The 19,074-nt window shown below is 70.3% G+C and carries 18 protein-coding genes and 2 pseudogenes; 7 read left to right on the top strand and 13 right to left on the bottom strand.

Annotated elements, in window-relative coordinates; genetic code table 11:
• The first annotated feature begins 279 nt into the window (after positions 1-279).
• From x551_RS09415 to x551_RS09425, 3 genes are all read left to right on the top strand, one after another.
• Positions 280-552: a hypothetical protein gene (locus x551_RS09415; protein WP_011828001.1), complete on the top strand. Its 273-nt coding sequence runs from the start codon at positions 280-282 to the stop codon at positions 550-552.
• Positions 553-844: 292 nt separating this feature from the next.
• Positions 845-1,189 carry a hypothetical protein gene (locus x551_RS25160; protein ID WP_152543466.1) on the top strand — a complete coding sequence of 115 codons (345 nt, stop codon included), beginning with the start codon at positions 845-847 and terminating at the stop codon, positions 1,187-1,189.
• A gap of 417 nt (positions 1,190-1,606) precedes the next feature.
• Positions 1,607-2,260, top strand: coding sequence for a glutathione S-transferase (locus tag x551_RS09425; RefSeq protein ID WP_036231099.1), 654 nt, complete (start codon positions 1,607-1,609; stop codon positions 2,258-2,260).
• A gap of 47 nt (positions 2,261-2,307) precedes the next feature.
• Here the strand turns inward: x551_RS09425 and x551_RS09430 are convergent, their stop codons facing one another.
• Positions 2,308-2,685: a carboxymuconolactone decarboxylase family protein gene (locus tag x551_RS09430; protein WP_011828006.1), complete on the bottom strand. Its 378-nt coding sequence runs from the start codon at positions 2,683-2,685 to the stop codon at positions 2,308-2,310.
• A 19-nt stretch (positions 2,686-2,704) separates the two neighbouring features.
• On the bottom strand, positions 2,705-2,902 hold the full coding sequence (locus x551_RS09435) for a DUF2892 domain-containing protein (protein ID WP_011828007.1): 198 nt from the start codon (positions 2,900-2,902) through the stop codon (positions 2,705-2,707).
• A 172-nt stretch (positions 2,903-3,074) separates the two neighbouring features.
• Here x551_RS09435 and x551_RS09440 point away from each other — a divergent pair, with 172 nt between their 5' ends.
• Entirely contained in the window at positions 3,075-3,899 is an 825-nt protein-coding gene (locus x551_RS09440; protein WP_231497572.1) for a fumarylacetoacetate hydrolase family protein, read from the top strand.
• A 45-nt stretch (positions 3,900-3,944) separates the two neighbouring features.
• On the opposite strand, the gene x551_RS09445 is transcribed toward x551_RS09440, so the two are convergent.
• A complete protein-coding gene (locus x551_RS09445) occupies positions 3,945-4,358 on the bottom strand; it encodes a GFA family protein (protein ID WP_011828009.1) in 414 nt (137 codons plus the stop codon).
• An 832-nt stretch (positions 4,359-5,190) separates the two neighbouring features.
• Between x551_RS09445 and x551_RS09455 the strand changes: the two are divergent.
• Positions 5,191-5,999, top strand: a pseudogene (locus x551_RS09455) (mechanosensitive ion channel family protein).
• 53 nt (positions 6,000-6,052) lie between these two features.
• Complete coding sequence (locus tag x551_RS09460) at positions 6,053-6,928, top strand: hypothetical protein (RefSeq protein ID WP_036231092.1); 876 nt, start codon at positions 6,053-6,055, stop codon at positions 6,926-6,928.
• A 21-nt stretch (positions 6,929-6,949) separates the two neighbouring features.
• Here the strand turns inward: x551_RS09460 and x551_RS09465 are convergent, their stop codons facing one another.
• The 10 genes and pseudogenes from x551_RS09465 to x551_RS09510 all read right to left on the bottom strand — a co-directional run bounded on the left by x551_RS09465 (position 6,950) and on the right by x551_RS09510 (position 18,497).
• Positions 6,950-7,786: an NAD(P)-dependent oxidoreductase gene (locus x551_RS09465; RefSeq protein WP_036231087.1), complete on the bottom strand. Its 837-nt coding sequence runs from the start codon at positions 7,784-7,786 to the stop codon at positions 6,950-6,952.
• A 46-nt stretch (positions 7,787-7,832) separates the two neighbouring features.
• Positions 7,833-8,603, bottom strand: a complete 771-nt coding sequence (locus x551_RS09470; protein ID WP_011828014.1) for an enoyl-CoA hydratase — start codon at positions 8,601-8,603, stop codon at positions 7,833-7,835.
• A gap of 55 nt (positions 8,604-8,658) precedes the next feature.
• Complete coding sequence (locus tag x551_RS09475) at positions 8,659-9,225, bottom strand: DUF1569 domain-containing protein (RefSeq protein WP_051495626.1); 567 nt, start codon at positions 9,223-9,225, stop codon at positions 8,659-8,661.
• A gap of 6 nt (positions 9,226-9,231) precedes the next feature.
• Positions 9,232-10,434 carry an acetyl-CoA C-acyltransferase gene (locus tag x551_RS09480; protein WP_036231084.1) on the bottom strand — a complete coding sequence of 401 codons (1,203 nt, stop codon included), beginning with the start codon at positions 10,432-10,434 and terminating at the stop codon, positions 9,232-9,234.
• Positions 10,435-10,540: 106 nt separating this feature from the next.
• Positions 10,541-12,936 (bottom strand): annotated as a pseudogene (locus x551_RS09485) (3-hydroxyacyl-CoA dehydrogenase/enoyl-CoA hydratase family protein).
• A gap of 31 nt (positions 12,937-12,967) precedes the next feature.
• Positions 12,968-13,402 (bottom strand): DUF2147 domain-containing protein, encoded by a 435-nt coding sequence (locus x551_RS09490; RefSeq protein WP_036231081.1) that lies wholly within the window; start codon positions 13,400-13,402, stop codon positions 12,968-12,970.
• A gap of 17 nt (positions 13,403-13,419) precedes the next feature.
• Positions 13,420-15,210, bottom strand: coding sequence for an acyl-CoA dehydrogenase C-terminal domain-containing protein (locus x551_RS09495; protein ID WP_036231079.1), 1,791 nt, complete (start codon positions 15,208-15,210; stop codon positions 13,420-13,422).
• Positions 15,211-15,264: 54 nt separating this feature from the next.
• Positions 15,265-15,945: a TetR/AcrR family transcriptional regulator gene (locus x551_RS09500; RefSeq protein WP_036231076.1), complete on the bottom strand. Its 681-nt coding sequence runs from the start codon at positions 15,943-15,945 to the stop codon at positions 15,265-15,267.
• Between the two features lie 153 nt (positions 15,946-16,098).
• Positions 16,099-17,082, bottom strand: a complete 984-nt coding sequence (locus x551_RS09505) for an FHA domain-containing protein (protein WP_036248285.1) — start codon at positions 17,080-17,082, stop codon at positions 16,099-16,101.
• Complete coding sequence (locus x551_RS09510; protein WP_036231068.1) at positions 17,079-18,497, bottom strand: serine protease; 1,419 nt, start codon at positions 18,495-18,497, stop codon at positions 17,079-17,081. The genes x551_RS09505 and x551_RS09510 overlap by 4 nt, the downstream gene beginning before the upstream one ends.
• Before the next feature lie 75 nt (positions 18,498-18,572).
• Between x551_RS09510 and x551_RS09515 the strand changes: the two genes are divergently transcribed.
• A partial coding sequence (locus x551_RS09515) for a 2-dehydropantoate 2-reductase N-terminal domain-containing protein (protein ID WP_161728005.1) occupies positions 18,573-19,074 on the top strand: 502 nt, incomplete at its 3' end.

Genomic DNA, 19,074 nt, shown 5'->3' on the forward strand with positions numbered 1-19,074 from the left:
TCGTCATGGTGTATCGATCCTGACCCTGTCGCGCTCGCGGCAGGGCTCGATACCCATTTGCACCGGCTGCCTGTCCGGCAGCCGGTGTCTTTTTGCATTTGCAGAACGCTGCCGGCGCTGCTGCACCGTTGTGGGCGGGCCGCAGACCCGGGGCCGTGCATGCGCGAGCCAGCCTGGCGCAGGCACTCCCCAGCTTGGACGCCGCGTTTCACGGCGGGCCCCCACCATCCCCCTCCGGCGGGGTGGATGGTGCCGGGCGCTGGAACTACGCTCATTCGCATGAGCTACGCGGCCTTCCTGTCGTTCAACAACCGCGCCGCGCTGGCGCGCTCCGCCAGCGCCGGGTGCTATACCTGCCTGGGCAGCTTCACGCCCGCCGACGTTCGCCACTGGATCCACGACGACACCACGGCGCTGTGCCCGATCTGCGGTGCCGACACGGTGCTGCCCGGGGTGAGCGATGCGGCGACGCTGCATTCGGCACGCGCTTCGCAGTTCGAGGAAGCCGAGACGGTGCCCGCCGCTCTGTCGATCACGCCCGAGTGGCTGTAGCCGGCGCCGGCTGTCGCGCGTTCGGCGCACCTGGCGCTGCGTACACTGGCGCCGCTCGCACCGGGGAGAGGGGTCACCGATGAACAATTGCAGGCGCCATGGCGCCCTCACGCCGGCTCGAACCGGCGGAGACGGCGGCCCCGTCGGGTCGCTCGATGCCCATCCGCGGCGGCCCCTCGAGGGCCGTGCTTGCGGTGGGAGCCGGCGGGGGCTCATTCCGGTCCTGGCAGGTTCGCTGCTGCTGTGGCTGCCGGTCGCCTCCTCGGCCGGCGAACGCACCTACCGCTGCGAGGTGGTCGAACATTTGATCCAGCAGGGCCCGAACGGCGCGATCGCCCGGCCGGCCAATCCCTACCTGATCGGCGTGGTGTTCACCGTGGATCGCACGGCCGGGCGGCCGGCCGCGGGACCTGCCGTGGGGCCCGGTTCGACGCCGGCCTTCGGACGCGTCGACGGCCGGGTGCAGGTGCTGGCCGCTGGCAACAGCGAGAGCTCCTTCGTGGCCACATCGGTGGCGCCTGCCACGGGCGGCGGTGTCCACTTCTCGGCCATCCGGGTGGAGGAGTACGCATTCGAGGCAAAGAAGCCCTTCGTGCTGATGGAAGGTTCGATGGTGATCTCCGGGACCTGCGAATAACTCCGGCGACGACGACGATGACGAAAGGGGTCCGTGCGACCCGGGCCGCCGCCGCGCTGTTGCCGCGGCTGCTGTCCGGCTGCGCCAGCCACTACTCCAGCCGCCGCCGGGCCCCACCGCGCAGCCGCGGTTCAAGACCTGGGGCACCTATGCGCACATCGACCCCGAACGCTCGTGCAAGACCCTCTGGCGGCTCGACGTACCGGTGGTCAAGGGCAAGGACGCGTGGTGAGCATCCAGGCCGGCGTGCCGCTGCGCAGTCGGAGTTCATCACCGACGCCCGACGCTGCCGCCTGCGCCTCTGGCGGCTCGATCCCGATGGCGCCCGCATGCCCGAGCCCAGCGCGAAGCCCGACACGCCGATACATTGCGAGTTCTCGCTCTGACGTCGTTCGCGCAGGAGGCGCCGCCCGCACCATGCAACTCATCGGCATGCTCGATTCGCCCTACGTCCGCCGCGTCGCGGTGTCGCTGCAGCTGCTGGGGCTGCCGTTCGAGCACCGCTCGATCTCGGTGTTCCGGGGCTTCGACACGTTTCGCCGGATCAGCCCGGTGGTCAAGGCGCCGTCGCTGGTGTGCGATGACGGCAGCGTGCTGCTCGACTCGAACCTGATCCTCGAACACGCCGAGACGCTGGCGGCGGCCCTGCCGGCGGCGCGGCGCCGCAGCCTGATGCCGGCCGACCCGGCCGCGCGGCTGCGCACGCTGAGCCTGCTGGGCCTGGCGCTCGCTGCCTGCGAGAAGAGCGTGCAGATCGTCTACGAGAACCTGCGCCCGGCCGACAAGGTGCATGCGCCGTGGTTCGACCGCGTCAGCGGCCAGCTGCGCGTGGCCTACGGCGAACTGGAGGCTGCGCTGGCGCAGCGGCCGCTGGCGGTGGACACCGACCACATCGACCAGGCCGGCGTCTCCATCGCGGTTGCCTGGCGCTTCACGCAGGCGCTGATCCCCGAGGTGGTGGACGCCGCGGCACATCCGCGGCTCGCCGCGCATGCGGCGCAGGCCGAGGCGCTGCCGGCCTTCCGTGCCGCGCCCCACGGCGAGGGCAGCTACCCGGCTGCGACCGTGTAGCGCCGGCCGGCGCATCGCCGTCTCATGTCGCGTGTGACGGCGGTGCGCTAGATGTCGGGGCCGCGCGCGAACTCGTCATAGGCGGCCACCGCATGGGCCGCATACATCAGCGACGGTCCGCCGCCCATGTAGACGGCGACGCCCAGCGCTTCATCCAGCTCCTGCCGCGACGCGCCGAGCTTCGCCAACGCCTGCATGTGAAACCCGATGCACGGGTCGCAGCGCGCGGCCACGCTCAGTGCCACCGCGATCAGCTCCTTGGTCTTCTTGTCCAGCGCGCCATCGGCCATCGCTGCGCGGCCCAGCTCGCCGAAACCCTTCATCACGTCGGGGACGCCCGTGCGCAGGGTGGCAAGCCGAGCGGAAATATCCAGCGTCAGCTCTCGGTACGGGGCGGGAGGGCGGTTGTCGGTGCGGTCGGCCATGGCGGTGCGTGCCTGTCGCTCACTTGCCGCTGCGCGTGGCGCAGGTGTTCAGCCCGAACGGCAGGTAGGCGGGGCAGAAGCGGAACAGACCGGTGGCGATCGGCACCACGCCGAGCCAGCCCCAGGGACCGATGACGCCTGCCACGGTGGCGGCGATCAGTGCGGCGCCGACGACGATGCGCACGCTGCGGTCGAGGGTTCCGACGTTGGGGTTCATGGCGTTTCTCCTGGAGTGAAGCCGGCCTCATCATCTCGCCGTGCGGCGGGTGCGGCGCTGACGTGGATCAAGACTGCGGTTCGAACAGGAAAAGGGATTGACTTAGTTCGACCGCCGCCGCTAGCGTGCCGCTGTCGATTTCGAGCGACGCCTCGGGGATGCACGAATGTCGATGACCATCGCACCGCCTTCTCTCGATGCCCTGGCCCGGCAGATCCAGGCCGCACAGGACGCGACCCGGCAGATCGAGCCCTTCACGTCGCAGCTCGACGGCTTCGACGTGCCGGCCGCGTACGCGGTGGCGCAGCTCGTGCACGAGGCGCGGCTGCGGGAAGGCGCGCGCGCGATCGGTCGCAAGATCGGCTTCACCAACCCGGACATGTGGTCGCTGTACGGCGTGCGCGATCCGGTATGGGCCCACGTCTACGACCGGACCGTGGTGCGCGTGTCGGGCGGACGGCACGTGTGCCGGCTGGCGCCGTTCACCGAGCCGAAGATCGAGCCCGAGATCGTGCTGCACTTCCATCGCGCGCCGCCGGCGGATGCTGACGCGGCCGCACTGCTGGACTGCATCGACTGGGTGGCGCATGCGTTCGAGATCGTGCAGTCGCATTTCCCGGGCTGGAAGTTCCGCGCTGCCGATACGGTGGCCGACGCCGCGCTGCACGGCGCGCTGCTGGTCGGCGAGCCGCAGCCGGTGGCGCGCCTGCAGCCCGGCCTGCGCTCGGCGTTGGCGGCCTTTTCCTTGGAGCTGGTGTGCGACGGCGCGGTGCGCGAGGTGGGCGTGGGCGCCAACGTGCTGGGCAGCCCGCTGGCCGCGCTGGCGCACCTGGCCGGCGTGCTGTCGCGTCAGCCGCAGGCGCTGCCGCTGCAGGCCGGCGAACTGGTGACCACCGGCACGCTCACCACCGCGCAGCCGGTGCGTGCGGGGCAGACCTGGCACACGGTGCTGCGTGGCATCGATCTGCCGGGGCTGGCGGTCGAGTTCGTCGACTGACGTGCCCGCGGCGCGGTGCGGCGCCGCGGGGTTCTCGGCGGCTCCTCAGCCCAGCGGCGGATTGGCCGGCATGCGGGCCCGGCTCGGATCCTGCGCCACCCAGGGCTGGGCGTGGTCGCACCAGATCTCCATCTGAGGCTGCAGCGCCGACGTGTCGTCGAGCGTGCCGGCCTTCAGGAAGGTGAGGGCAGGTGCAGCCGCCACTTCGGAGACGATCGCCGAGCCGCAGTTCGGGCAGAACTTGCGATCCACCGGCAGGCCGCTCTCGCCGGTGTCGCGGTAGGTGGACACCGGGCCGCCTTCGATCACCAGGCTCTCGCGCGGCAGGCCCAGCACGATGGAGAACGAGGTGCCCGACTGCTTCTGGCAGTGCTTGCAGTGGCACACGGCGGTGAACACCGGTTGTGCCGAGCCGTGATAGCGAACCTTGCCGCACAGGCAGCCGCCGACGATTTCCATGGGAAAGTCTCCTTCAGATCCGGGCATCGGACGTGCCCGCTGGGACGACGCTAGCACCGCGGGTGGCGACGCGCCAGCGGGCGGTTGCGGGTGTTCCGGCGCATGACAGTCGGATCGGCGCAAGACGGCGGTGCGGTCGCGCCGTGACGGCCTGGAAATCGGCTACAAAGCGGTGGGAGCCAGTGGGGACTGGAGCGAGGGCGGTCGATGATTCGAACAGTTGGCGGCGGCGCCATGGCGCTGGCGTATCGCGCGTCGGGCCTGCGGCGGTGGCTCGCGCCGTGTCTGGCTCTCGTCCTGATGGGCGGAGCGCTCGCCAGCGCGTGGGCGCAACCGACCCTGCCGGTGCCCGCCACTTTCGCCGGCGTCCTGCCCTGTGCCGACTGCGCTGGCGTGGCGCAGACGCTCACGCTGCGTGCGGACGGCCTGTACCGCCTGCGCCGCACCTACCTGGGCAAGCCGGAAGGGCCGTTCTCCGAACTTGGACACTGGAAGCTGAATGCTGCCGGCACGCTGCTGATGCTGCGCGGCGAGACGGACACGCTGCTGTTCGCGGTGATGCCTCGGACGCCGAGGACGAGGGCGGGCTGCGCCTGCTCGACCGCCGCGGCCAGCCCATCGAGTCGGACGCCAACCTGGCCCTGCGCCGCACGGCGGCGCTCGACCCGGTGGCGTTCACCGACTGCGACGGCGGCGTGCGAGAGCGCGTCGCCGACGATGGGCCGGGCAGCGCTGACGCCCCACTTGGCGTGGCCTGCGGGGCGCCGCAGGTGCCGGCGCACGATGCCCCGGAGCCCCAGCCCAGGCACTGACCACGCAACCGGAGGATCTCATGGACATCGACGCATTGCAGACCTTCCTCGGCACCACCGTGACTGCGGTGATCCTCAAGATCCTGGCCGCGCTCGCGTTCTGGCTCGTCGGCCGCTGGCTGATCGGCCGGGTGATCGCGCTGGTGCAGGCGGCCATGAGCCGCAACCACGTCGACCCCACCCTGACCAAGTACCTGGCTCGATCATCGCCGTCGCGCTGAACATCGCGCTGGTGCTCGGCATCCTGGGCTACTTCGGGATCGAGACCACCTCCTTTGCGGCGATGCTGGCCGGCGCCGGCGTGGCGATCGGTGCGGCGTGGAGCGGGCTGCTCGGCAACTTCGCGGCCGGCGCCTTCATGCTGATCCTGCGGCCCTTCAAGGTGGGCGACTTCGTCAGCGTGGGCGGCGTGGTGGGTACGGTGCGAGAGCTCGGCCTGTTCGGGACCACGATCGTCACGCCCGACAACGTGATGACGATCGTGGGCAACGGCAAGATCTTCGGCGACACGATCCAGAACTTCTCCGTGCTGCCGGTGCGGCGCGTCGAGCGGGTGGCGCAGCTGGCCCACGGCGTGGATCCGCTCGATGCGATCGCGCGCCTGAAGGCCGCGGTGGCGCAGATCCCGAACATCTCCAAGGACATGCCGCCCGAGGTCAACCTGCTCGACTTCAAGCTCGAAGGACCGCAGATCGCGGTGCGCCCCTACGCCCACACCGACCACTACTGGCAGGTCTACTTCGACACCAACGAGGCGATCGTGCGGGTGTGCCAGGAGGCCGGCTGGCCGGTCCCGTCGGCGCTGCACCAGATCGTGAAGCCGGCGTGAGCCGCGGCGCACTGTCGGCCCCGGCACGTCCCTTTTCACGCTGAGCTGTCCGCGTGGCCGCGCTGCTCGAAGTCCTGGCATCGATCCCGGCCGCGGTGTGGTCGGGCCTGCTCGGGGCGCTGCTGGCCTTGAGCGGCGTGCTGCTGTCCAACCGCGGCAACACCCAGCGGCTGAAGGTGCAACTGGCACACGACGCCGCCGAGAAGGCGAAGGAACGCACCGCCACGCTGCGCCGCGAGACCTGCCTGCGCACCGTGGAGTCGCTGGCCAACGTGAGCGCCTTTCTCGGCGGCCTGCCCCAGGCGGATCTGGCCAAGGCGAACGCCACCGAAGCCCTGCAGGGCTTTCTCGCCGCGGCGGCCCGCCTGCAACTGGTGGGCGAGCCGAAGACCGCGTTGCTGGTCAGCGAACTGGCCGCGGCCTACGGCGAGTTGCTGTTGCGCCTGATGGTCGACCTGCAGCCGATGCAGCTGCTGCGTGCCGAGATCGCGGCGTGCGATGCGTTCCACGACAAGGCGCAGGCCGAGATCAACCGACTGCTGGGCGAGATGTCGAAGCTCGACGAGACGGCGCAACCCCATCCCGCGGTCTTTCAGGCCTTGAGCCGCACGCTCGACTTCCATCGCGGTCGCGCCGCCGAGCTGAACGCCGAGCGCATCCGACACGGCCTGCGCTTCGCCGAGCTCCAGGCCGTCTTCATTCGCCATCTGTTCGCCGAGATGAAGCACATCGGCGCGCAGCAGATCCCGGTGCTGGTGGAGATCCGCCGCGACCTGGGCCTGGGGGGCGACCTGACGGCATACCGATCGCAACTCGAGGCCCAGCACCAGCGCGTCGCCGAGCAGCTGGACCGCACGCTGGCCGCACTGCAGGCTGACGCGACGGCGGCGCTGGCCGATGCGGCCGCGCCGCCGGGGGCCGCCGCCTGAGCGGAAGAACGCCCGCGCGTCTCAGTCGACGAAGAAGTCCAGTACGAAGTCCTTCGTGCCGGGCGTGACGCTGTACTTCTCCAGGTCGGTGATGCCGTGCTGCGCGAGCAGCGTGTCGTCGATGAAGAAGTTGCCGGTCACCGTCTTCGCATCGCGGGTCAGCACCAGCCAGGCGGCGTCGGCCAGGATCTCCGGCGTGCGGCAGCGGGCGATGTCGATGCCGGGGATCATCTGCAGCGCCGCGGTGGCGATGGCGGTGCGCGGCCACAGGCTGTTGACGGCGATGCCCTGGCTCCTGAACTCGGCTGCGTGACCCAGCGTGCATTCGCTCATGCCGTACTTCGCCATCGTGTAGGCCACGTGGTTCTTGAACCAGTGAGGCTTCATCGACAGCGGGGGGCTCATGTTCAGCACGTGCGGGTTGCGGCCGGCCGCGGCGCTCTTCAGCAGCTCCGGCAGGCAGGCCTGGGTGCACAGGTAGGTGCCGCGGACGTTGACGCCGAACATCAGGTCGAAGCGCTTCATCGGCGTCATCGGCGTCGGAGTGAGGCTGATCGCGCTGGCGTTGTTGACCAGGATGTCGATGCCGCCGAAGCGCTCGACGGTCTGCGCCACCGCGGCCAGCACGCTGGCCTCGTCACGGATGTCGCCGGCGATCGCCAGTGCCTGGCCGCCCGCGGCCTCGATTTCCGCCGCCGCGCTGTAGATGGTGCCCGGCAGCTTGGGGTTGGCCTCGGTGGTCTTGGCCACGATCGCGATGCGCGCACCGTCGGCCGCGGCGCGCTTCGCGATCGCCAGGCCGATGCCGCGGCTGGCGCCGGTGATGAACAGGGTCTTGTCGCGCAGGGTCGTCGTCATGGCAGCATCCTCGAGGCAGGGCAGGCAGGGGCGGGAGTGCGTGGGCTCAGACCTTGCTGAAGTCCGGCTTGCGCTTGTCCATGAAGGCCGAGAACGCCTCGCGTGCCGCCGGCCCGCGCAGCAGCGGACCGAACACCTCGCCTTCGGCGGCCATCGCCGTGGCCACCGCGTCGGCCGATGCGGCCTTCATCAGGCGCTTGGTCGCGACCAGCGCGCTCTGCGGCTTGTCGGCCAGCCGGCGCGCCTGCGCCTGCGCGAAGCTGTTCACCTCGCCGGGCGGCAGGATGCGGTTCACCAACCCCCACTCCGCCGCCTGCTCGGCGCCGAAGGGCTCGCCGAGCAGCAGCGCCTCGGCGGCGCGCACATGGCCGAGGCGCGCCGGCAGCAGCAGGCTCGACGCCGCCTCGGGGCACAGGCCCAGGTTCACGAAGGGCAGGCTGAACTTCGCGTTGTCGCCGGCGTAGACCAGGTCGCAATGCAGCAGCAGCGTGGTGCCGATGCCGACCGCAGCGCCGCAGACGCCGGCCACCAGCGGCTTCGGGAAGCTGCGCAGGCCGTGCAGGAAGCGCCACACCGGCGCATCGGCGCTGGCCGGCGGATCGTTCAGGAAGTCGGCGAGGTCGTTGCCGGCGCTGAAGATCAGCTCGTGGCCCTGGATCACCACGGCGCGCACCGCGGCGTCGTCGCGGGCCGCGGCCAGTGCGTCGGCGAGCGCCGCGTACATCGCTGCGGTGATCGAGTTCTTCTTGTCGAGGCGGTTGAAGGTCAGCGTCAGCACGCCGGCTTCGGCGTGGCTCAGGAGATCGTCGTGGCTCATGTCGGGGCTCCGAGGGGTTGTGCGAGGGCGAAGGGTGTCGATCCGGTGCGGCGCCTCAGGCGAGCCGGGTTTCCTCGAACTGCTGCCAATGGGCAGCCAGGTGCATCTGGTGGGCGCGGGCGTAGGCCGGCTTGTCGAGCACACCGTAGGCGAAGTGCGGCGCCAGCGCGCCATCGTGCGCCTCGAACGCATCCATCGCGCGCAACAGGCGGAGCGCGGCGGCGTCGGGCGGCAACGCCGCATCGAGCGGCGCAGCACCGGGGAGGGGCTCGTCGAGCGGGTGCGTCATCCGGCCGCGCGCTTCGAACACCGCATGCGCCGCGGCGCCGACGGTGTGCGTGAACCAGGCCGGCTTCAGCCGTGGATAGCCGGCCAGTGAGCCCTCGACGCTCTGCGCGAGGTGCTGCAGGGCCTGGCTCAGCGACCAGTGGCCGTTGCTGCGCCAGCGTGAACCCGGCTGCGCCAGCGCGAAGACCGCGTTGCGTGCTTCGGCCCAGGTCGCGAAGCGCTCGATGCGGCCGGGCGCGCAGCCGGCCAACCCGCCGGTCGCGAGGCTTGCCAGGCCGGCCACCAGGACGCGCCGGCGTGGCAGGACGCCCGGGGTCAGGGGAATGGCGTTCACCGCGCGTCAGACGCGTTCAAGGATGCCCGCCGCCCCCTGGCCCATGCCGACGCACATCGTCACCATGCCGTACTTCAGGTTGTGGCGTTGCAGCGCGTGCACGACGGTGGCCGAGCGGATGGCGCCGGTGGCGCCCAGCGGGTGGCCGAGGGCGATGGCGCCGCCCATCGGGTTGACCTTGGCCGGGTCGAGCCCGACGCTGCCGATGACCGCCAGCGCCTGGGCCGCGAAGGCCTCGTTCAGCTCGATCCAGCCCAGGTCGTCGAGCTTCAGCCCGGCGTGCTTCAACGCCAGCGGGATCGCCTCGATCGGACCGATGCCCATGATCTCGGGCGGCACGCCGCGGATCGCATAGCTGACGAAGCGGGCCAGCGGCTTCAGGTCGAACTGCCGCACCGCCTTCTCGCTGGCGAGGATCAGCGCGCCGGCGCCGTCGCTGGTCTGCGAGCTGTTGCCCGCGGTCACCGACCCCTTGGCGGCGAACACCGGGCGCAGCCGGGCCAGGCCTTCCAGCGAGGTGTCGGGGCGCGGGCCTTCGTCGAGGGTGACCGTACGGGTCTTGCTGCCGACCTCGCCGGTGGCCAGATTCGGAAAGCGGTCGATCACCTCGATGGGCGTCATCTCGTCCGTGAATTCGCCGGCCGCCTGGGCTGCGAGCGCCCGCTGGTGCGACTGCAGCGCGAAGGCGTCCTGGGCCTCGCGGCTCACCTTCCACTGCGCCGCGACCTTCTCGGCGGTGAGGCCCATGCCGTAGGCGATGCCCACGTTCTCGTCCTTCTCGAACACGGCGGGGTTGAACGAGGGCTTGTTGCCGCCCATCGGCACCAGGCTCATCGACTCGGCGCCGCCGGCGATCATCACGTCGGCCTCGCCGATGCGGATGCGGTCGGCGGCCATCTGCAGCGCGGTCAGGCCCGAGGCGCAGAAGCGGTTGACCGTGACGCCGCCCACCGACTGCGGCAGGCCGGCCAGCAGCATCGCGGCGCGCGCCATGTTCATGCCCTGCTCGCCCTCGGGGAAGGAGCAGCCGACGATGGCATCCTCGATCGCCTTCGGGTCGAGCGTGGGCACCTGCCGCAGCGCACTCTGCACCGCCGCGACCAGCAGATCGTCGGGCCGCGTGTTGCGGAAGTAGCCGCGACCGGACTTGCCGATCGGCGTGCGGGTGGCGGCGACGATGTAGGCGTCCTGAACTTGTCTATTGCTCATCTCTTTGCTCCATCTGGCCTATCGAGTGGCTGCTGCGGATCCGGCTCGGCCGGTCCGCCAGCGGCGCCCCCCTGGAGGGGGAGCGGCGAAGCCGCAACGGGGGTGGTCAATTCCGAACGGGCTTGCCGGTCTGCAGCATGCCCATGATCCGCTCCTGGGTCTTGGGGTGCTCCAGCAGACTGCAGAAGTGCCTGCGCTCCAGCGCCATCAGGTACTCCTCGCTGACCAGCGAGCCGGCGTCGACCTCGCCGCCGCACACCACGTCGGCGATCAGCGCGCTGATATGGAAGTCGTGGGCGCTGATGAAACCGCCGTCGCGCATGTTGGCGAGCTGGCCCTTGATGGTGGCGATGCCGCTGCGGCCGGCCACCGGGAACAGCCGCTTCACCGGCGCGCGGTAGCCCGACGCGAACAGCGCCTTGGCCTGCTGGGTCGCCACGTAGAGCAGTTCGTCCTTGTGCGGCACGATCACGTCGCCGTCGACCAGGTAGCCGAGCTTGCGGCTCTCGAGTGCGCTGGTGCCCACCTTGGCCATCGCGGCGCTGGTGAAGCCGTCGGTCACGAACTTCAGGATGTCGGCGTTGGCGTTGCCGGCGTTCGCCATCTCGGCCGCGCGCCGTGCGATGTAGGTCAGCCCGCCGGCGCCGGGGATCAGGCCCACGCCCACTTCCACCAGGCCGATGTAGCTCTCCATCGCCGCCACGCGACGCGCACTGTGGATGGCCAGCTCGCAGCCACCGCCCAGCGCCAGGCCGCGCACCGCGGCGACCACCGGCACGCCGGCGTAGCGGATGCGCAGCATCGCGTCCTGCAGCTTCTTCTCCTCCGGCGCGATGCCCTTGGCTCCGCTCTTCATGAACACCGGCATCAGCGCCTCGAGGTTGGCGCCGGCCGAGAACACGTCGTCGGGCGACCAGATCACCAGGCCCTGGAACTTCTCCTCGGCGATCTCGACCGCCTTCAGCAGCCCTTCGGTCACCGTCGGGCTGATCAGGTGCAGCTTGGCGGTGATCGACGCGATGAGCACCTCGCCGTCGAGCGTCCAGACGCGGATCTCGTCGTTGCGGAACAGTTCGGTGCCGCTCTTCAGTGCATCGACCGCACCGCTGCCCAGCACGCTCTCGGGAAAGGGCTGGCGCTGGTAGACCGGCAGCACGCTGCGCGGCACGAAGGTCCGGCGCGACGGCGACCACGAGCCTCGGGCGTGTGCACGCCGCCGCGCTCGGCGACCGGGCCGTCGAACACCCAGGCCGGCAGCGGCGCCTTTGCCAGTGCCTTGCCGGCGTCGATGTCGTCCTGGACCCAGCCGGCCACCTGCTGCCAGCCGGCGGCCTGCCACAGCTCGAACGGGCCCTGCTGCATGCCGAAGCCCCAGCGCATCGCGAAGTCGACGTCGCGCGCGTTGTCGGCGATGTCCTCCAGGTGCACCGCCGCGTAGTGGAAGGCGTCGCGCAGGATCGCCCACAGAAACTGCGCCTGCGGGTTGCTGCTCTCGCGCAGCAGCTTCAGACGTTCGGCCGGCGGCTTCTTCAGCATGCGGGCGACGATCTCGTCGGCCTTGCCTCCGCCGGGCACGTAATCCTGCTTGGCGGGGTCGAGCCGCAGGATGTCCTTGCCGACCTTCTTGTAGAAGCCGGCACCGACCTTCTGGCCCAGCGCGCCCTTGGCGATCAGTGCCGACAGCACCGGCGGCGTCGCGTAGCTCGGGTAGAACGGATCGTCGGCCAAGTTGTCCTGCAGCGTCTTGATGACGTGCGCCATCGTGTCCAGGCCCACCACGTCGGCGGTGCGGAAGGTGCCGCTGCTGGCACGGCCGAGCTTCTTGCCGGTGAGGTCGTCCACCACGTCGACGCTGAGGCCGAAGGTCTCGGCCTCCTTGATCGTCGCCAGCATGCCGGCGATGCCCACGCGGTTGGCGATGAAGTTCGGCGTGTCCTTGGCGCGCACCACGCTCTTGCCGAGGAAGGTGGTGACGAAGCTCTCCAGCTCGTCGAGCACGCGATCGTCGGTGGTCGGCGTGTCGATCAGTTCCACCAGCGACATGTAGCGCGGCGGGTTGAAGAAGTGGATGCCGCAGAAGCGGGGCTGGAGGCTCTCGGGCAGCGCCGCCGACAGTCGGGTGATCGACAGGCCCGAGGTGTTGGACGCCAGGATCGTGTGCGGCGCCACGTGGGGCACGATCTTCGTGTACAGGTCGAGCTTCCAGTCCATGCGCTCGGCGATCGCCTCGATCACCAGGTCGCACTCGCCGAGCAGCGCCAGGTGCTCCTCGTAGTTGGCCGGCTGGATCAGTGCCGCGTCCTCGGCCACGCCCAGCGGGGACGGCTTGAGCTTCTTCAGGTTCTCGATCGCCTTCAGCGCGATGCCGGACTTCGGGCCTTCCTTGGCGGGCAGGTCGAACAGCACGACCGGTACCTTCACGTTGACGAGGTGGGCGGCAATCTGCGCGCCCATCACGCCGGCGCCGAGCACGGCGACCTTGCGGACTTGGAATCGACTCATTTTGATGTTCCTTCTTTCATGTCGGGAGCATTCACTCCACGCGGATCCAGGTCTGGTTGCGGTAGAAGGGCCCGACGTAGCCCCGCACCTCGAGCGTCTTGCCGCCGTCCTGCGGCTTCAGGCGGAGCCGGTAGCTCTTGCCGTCCTTCGGGTCGGTGATGTCGCCGCCGGTCCACAGTCCCTTGTCGTCGCTGTCCTGCTTGGCGTCGCGGATGATGGTCATCCCCAGCACCGGCTGGCCCTTGCGCTCGTCGCTGCACTTGTCGCACTTGGCGTCCTGGCGCGCCGGGTCGAGCAGCTTCTCGACCTTGCCGGTGTACACGCCACCCGCCTCGGCGATGCGCACCAGCGACTTCTCCTTGCCGGTGTCGTCGTCGACGGTCTTCCACAGGCCGGCCGGCGTGGCCTGAGCCTGGGCGGCGAGGGCGGCAAGCGACAGAAGACAGGCGGTGATCACGTGTTTCATCATCGTCTCCTGGTGTTTCAGAACAGCGCCTCGTCCATCGCGAGCAGAGGCTGGACGCCGCTGCGGGCGGTGCGGATCAGGCTCGCGGTCTCGGGCAGCAGCTTGGCGAAATAGAAGCGCGCGGTGGCGAGCTTGGCGGTGTAGAAAGGGTCGCCGGAGCCCTGCTTCTCCAGTGCGACCTTGGCCGAGCGCGCGAAGAAGTAGGCGAACACCAGGTGGCCGACGACGCGCAGGTAGTCGACCGCGGCGCCGCCCACCTCGTCGGCGTTGCCGAAGGCCTTCATGCCGAGTTCGCTGGTCAGCTTGGTGACCTTGTCGCCCAGGTCGGCGAGCGGGTTCACGAACTCCTGCATCGCCTCGACCACGCCTTCCTCCTCGACGAAGTCGACGATCAGCTGGCCGAACTTCTTCAGCTTCGCGCCGTTGTCGGCCAGCACCTTGCGGCCTAGCAGGTCGAGCGACTGGATGGTGTTGGTGCCCTCGTAGATCATGTTGATGCGGGCATCGCGCACGTACTGTTCCATGCCCCATTCCCGGATGTAGCCGTGGCCGCCGTAGACCTGCAGGCAGTGCGAGGTGGCGAGCCAGGCGTTGTCGGTCAGGAAGGCCTTGACGATGGGCGTCAGCAGCGCCACCTGGTCCGCCGCATCCTTGCGCACCGCCTCGTCGGGGTGCGAGAGCTCGCGGTCGATCAGCAGCGCGCAATAGAGCGACAGCGCGCGGCCGCCCTCGGCGTAGGCGCGTGCAGTGAGCAGCATCTTGCGCACGTCGGGGTGCACGATGATGGGGTCGGCCGGCTTGTCGGGCGCCTTGGGGCCCGACAGGCTGCGCATCTGGATGCGGTCCTTCGCGTAGGCCACCGCGTTCTGGTAGGCCACCTCGGTGAGGCCCAGCGACTGCATGCCCACGCCGAGACGGGCCGCGTTCATCATCACGAACATCGCGGCCAGACCCTTGTGCGGCTCGCCGACCAGCGTGCCCACGGCGCCGTCCAGACTGATCTGCGCGGTCGCGTTGCCGTGGATGCCCATCTTGTGCTCGAGGCCGGTGCACCAGATCGGGTTGCGCTCGCCGAGTGAGCCGTCGGCCTTCACCAGGAACTTCGGCACCACGAACAGCGAGATGCCCTTGCTGCCCTGCGGCGCGTCGGGCAGGCGGGCGAGCACCAGGTGGACGATGTTCTCGGCCAGGTCGTGCTCGCCGGAACTGATGAAGATCTTGCTGCCGGTGATCCTGTAGCTGCCGTCGGGCTGCGGCTCGGCCTTGCTGCGCAGCAGGCCGAGGTCGGTGCCGCAGTGCGGCTCGGTCAGGCACATCGTGCCGGTCCAGTGGCCGCTGGTCAGCTTGGGCAGGTAGGTGCGCTTCTGCTCGTCGGTGCCGTGCGTGTGCAGCGCCTCGTAGGCGCCGTGCGTCAGGCCGGGGTACATGGTCCAGGCCTGGTTGGCGCTGTTGAGCATCTCGTACAGGCACTGGTTCAGCACGATCGGCAGACCCTGGCCGCCGTAGGCCGGGTCGCAGCTCAACGCGGGCCAGCCGCCCTCGACGTATTGCGCGTAGGCGGCCTTGAATCCCTTCGGGGCGGTGACCTCGTGGGTGGTCTTGTCGAGCGTGCAGCCCTGCTCGTCGCCGCTGGCGTTGAGCGGGAAGGTCACCTCGGCGGCGAACTTGCCGCCTTCCTCGAGCACGGCGTTGAGCGTGTCGACGTCGATCTCGGCGTGCGGCGGCATGGCCTTCAGTGCATCGGTCACGCCCAGCAGTTCGTGCATCACGAACTGCATGTCGCGGATCGGGGGGGTGTAGGTGGCCATCGGTTGCTCCGGAGAGGGATAGAACGAAGAAGAGGAACGAGACTCGACGACCGCTCAGCGGGCCGGCATCGCTGGGGCGGTCGCGGTCAGGTGGTCGGCGAGGATGCGTTCGAAGCCGCGACCGGCACGCTCGACAGCCCCCGGGTTGCGCATGAAGCGCGCATCGTGGTGCAGCGCGAGGATCAGCCCGTGGATCTCGAACAGCAGTTGCGCGGGGTCGGTGTCGGGTCGCAGGTGGCCCGCGTCGATCGCGAGGCGGATCGCGCGCTGCAGGGCCTGGTGCCAGGTGCGCACCATGGCCACCAGGGCGTCGCGCACCGGGCCGGGCCGGTCGTCGAACTCGACCGCGCCGCTGATGTAGATGCAACCGGAGTCGACCTCGACCGACACCCGCTTGACCCAGCGCTGGAACAGGCTGCGCAACCGCGGCAGGCCGCGTGGCTCGTCCATCGACGGCACGAAGATCTCCTCCTCGAAACGCGCGTGGTACTCGCGGATCACCGAGATCTGCAGTTCCTCGCGCGAACCGAAATGAGCGAACACGCCCGACTTGCTCATGTGCGTGACTTCGGCCAGCGCGCCGATGGACAAGCCCTCCAGACCGATCTGCGAAGACAGGCCGAGCGCCGCCTCGAGGATCGTCGCGCGCGTCTGCTGGCCCTTGTGCTGGCCGCGCGGCTGGGCGCGGACGGTGCGGCTCGCGGGGGTGTCGGGGTCGAGCGTCGGGTCGGCCAAGCGGGTCTCCGATGAAAATCGAACGATCGTTCTATTTTGCAGAAAACCCTGCACTCGGTGTGACGGGATGAGGCCCTTCTGTAGGGCCGTGTGCCTAACGCACCCTGGGGTTTTCCTGGGGTCGAGGCCGGCGCTCGGCCAGGTGCCGGGCGTTCAATCCTCGTCGAACGGCGTCAGCCAGGACGGCGCTTCGGTGTCCTTGGCGCGCTGCTCGAGCGGCGCGCGCAGGGCGCCGGCTTCTTCGATGAAGCGCCGGGGATCGACCGCTGGCGCCAGCCGCAGGGCCGGCGGGCCCAGCGTGCTCAGGTAGAGCGGCGCGAACCAGCGGTCGCTGCGCTGGTGGTTCAGCGCCAGCTTCAGGCCGGCGCCGACGACGAACATCGTGGCGAAGCCCACCGCCAGCATCTGGCGGCGCGTCGGCAGGATCAGGCTCAGGTGGCCCCACACCAGGCCGCAGCCGAGGGCCAGCGTGATCAGTTCGCCGCATCGAGCCAGACCTTCCCAGGACAGCGCGAAGGCGGCCAGCGGCAGCAAGGCATCGAGCAACAGCGACACCAGCAGCACACCCAGCGCGAGCTGCAGGTGCGCCAGGTAGTCGAAGTGGCGGGTGAAGAGCTTGGAGCCCAGCGCCCACAGGAAGCACCACACACCCAGCATCACCGGCGTACCGACCAGCACCGGCAGGTAGCTGCTGAACGGGTCGCCGGGATCGGTCTGCAGCCAGTGCTCGGCCAGCACCCAGGCCAGCAGCAGCACCAGCCCGATCACGAGGCGGCGCACATGGACCGGCGGCGCAGCGGCCCACGGCAGCTCGGGCGCCAGGGTCTCACCGGCCAGGCGCAGGCGCAGGCGGGTGCGGCCGATCTGCCATTCGCTGCCGCCGACGAGCGTGCCGGTCTCGCCGGCCCGCAGCGTGCGGCCGCCCAGGCGCACGCCGTTCACGCTTTCGCCGACCTGCAGCCGGGGCACGCCGTCCGGGGCGTCCAGCAGCGCATGGCGCGGCGCGGCATGCGGATCGTCGAGCACCACGTCGCAGTCGAGCGCGCGGCCGATCGAGACCGGCCACTGCAGCACCGGCACGCGGTGCGCCACGGCGCCGTCGCGGTCGAGCAGCTCGATCAGGCCGAGACGGCTCATGGCGTCGCCTTCACGCCGTAGCCCTGCAGGTAGTGCGAGGCCAGTTTCATCGCGTTGTCGAAGCTGACGCCGCGGGCGTCAAGGCGGCCCTGCGCGCCGGCGCGGGCCTGGTCGAGCGTGGCGACCAGCACGCTCAGGTCGTACAGGCCGGCGAGGCGCTTGTAGGCCGACAGGCACAGCACCGCGCGCAGCGGCAGGCCGTCGCGGTCGACGAAGCGCTCGCTGCATTGCGGCGCGGTGAACTCCTTCGGGTTGCGGCGCCCGAAGCTCTCGTTGCGGAAGCTCGCGCTGTAGCGCTCGGTGAAGCGCATCCAGCCGAGCTTGCGGCCGTCGTAGGCCTCGTGGCGCACGCCCAGCGAGCCGGTGAGCAGGCTGCCGCTGACGAAGATCTGCGTGTCCATCTCGCAGTCGGAACGCTCGAACTCCAGGCCCTTGGTGTCGGCCGGCGTGCTGCGGCCCCAGCAGCGCATGAAGTCTTCCTGCGGCACGGGGATCAGATAGTGCGGGTGGCCGGCGCTGCGCCAGGGCTGCTGGACGAAGCGTTGCACCACGGCCTCCTGGTGCGCGAGCAGCTGTGCGGTGAGCTGCGGATAGACCGGCGCGGTGATCGGCGCCGCGCTGCGTGCCCGCTCCACCAGGGCCTGCGCGAACGGCGCCGGCACCAGGAAGCTCACCTGCTGACCGTCGCGCCGTGTGGCGACGTTGACGCCGACCACGCGGCCGGCCTCGTCGAGCGCAGGCCCGCCGCTCATGCCGGAGTTGAGCGCGCCGCCGAAGAAGATGCTGGGGTAGAAGCTGCGCTCGACCAGTCCGTTGTAGTTGCCTTCCAGCACCGCGAAGCCCACGTCGAGCGGGTTGCCGAGCGAGTAGATGCGTTCGCCCTGGGCCAGCGCGTCGTTCGCGGCGCGGAAGGCGAGCGGCTCGCCCGGTGCGTCGACCACGCTGACGCCGCTCTTGCGAGACGGGCCGTTCGGCGGCAGCGCCTTCACGAGCGCCAGGTCGTGGATCGCGTCGAAGCCCAGCAGCTGCAGCGCGCCCTCGCGGCCGTCGACGCGGGTGTAGGTGAGTCGGTAGCGCTCGGGCTGCAGCGCCACCTGGCTGACGACGTGGTAGTTGGTGACGATCAGGCCGTCGTCGCTGACGAAGAAGCCCGAGCCGACCGAGGCCTGGCTGTCCTGTCCCTTCAGCAGCGTGCGGACCTGCAGCAACTGGCCGCGAGCGCGCTCGTAGAGGCGCTGCGCGGACGGCGACACGGGCAGCGGTGCGGCGGCGACCGATGGCGCGGCGATCTCGGGCAGCGGGGAGGTCGAGGGAGCGGAGGCGGGGGCGGGGATCTGCTGCGCACCGCTGGCGCCGCTCGCCAGCGCGAACAGCAGCCCCAGTGCACGCTGCCGCCAGGCTCGGGGTCGCGTCATGGCGCCGATTCTGGCAGGTGGCAGCGGCTTACCATGGCCCGGGTTCAGGGCGCGTGAGCGCAAGGAGGACGATCGATGCGGATTGCCGTGGTGGGCCTGGGGGCGGTCGGCGGTTTCCTTGCCGCGCGGCTGGTGCGCGGCGGCCATCGGGTCAGTGCGCTGGCGCGTGGTGCCGCGCTGGCGGCGGTGCGGGAACATGGGCTGCGGCTGGACGAGGGCGGCCGGGTCACCGCGCACGCGATCGACATTGCCGACGATGCCGCAGCACTCGGGCCGCAGGAGCTGGTGATCGTGGCGGTCAAGTCGCCCGCGCTGGCGGCCGTGGCCGAGCGGCTGGCGCCGCTGCTGGGCCCCGACACGCCGGTGCTCACCGCGATGAACGGCGTGCCTGGTGGTTCCTGCAGACGCTGCCGGCCGGCCGCATCGATCCGCGGCTGGCGAGCGTCGATCCCGAGGGCCGCATCGCTGCCGCGCTGCCGCTGGCGCGCGTGCTCGGCGGCGTGGTGCACCTCACCTGCAGCCAGCCCGAACCGGGTCTCGTGCGCCACGGTTCGGCGAGCGTCTGATCGTCGGCGAG

The sequence above is a fragment of the Methylibium sp. T29 genome (genome assembly GCF_000576205.1).
Lineage (GTDB): Bacteria > Pseudomonadota > Gammaproteobacteria > Burkholderiales > Burkholderiaceae_C > Methylibium > Methylibium petroleiphilum.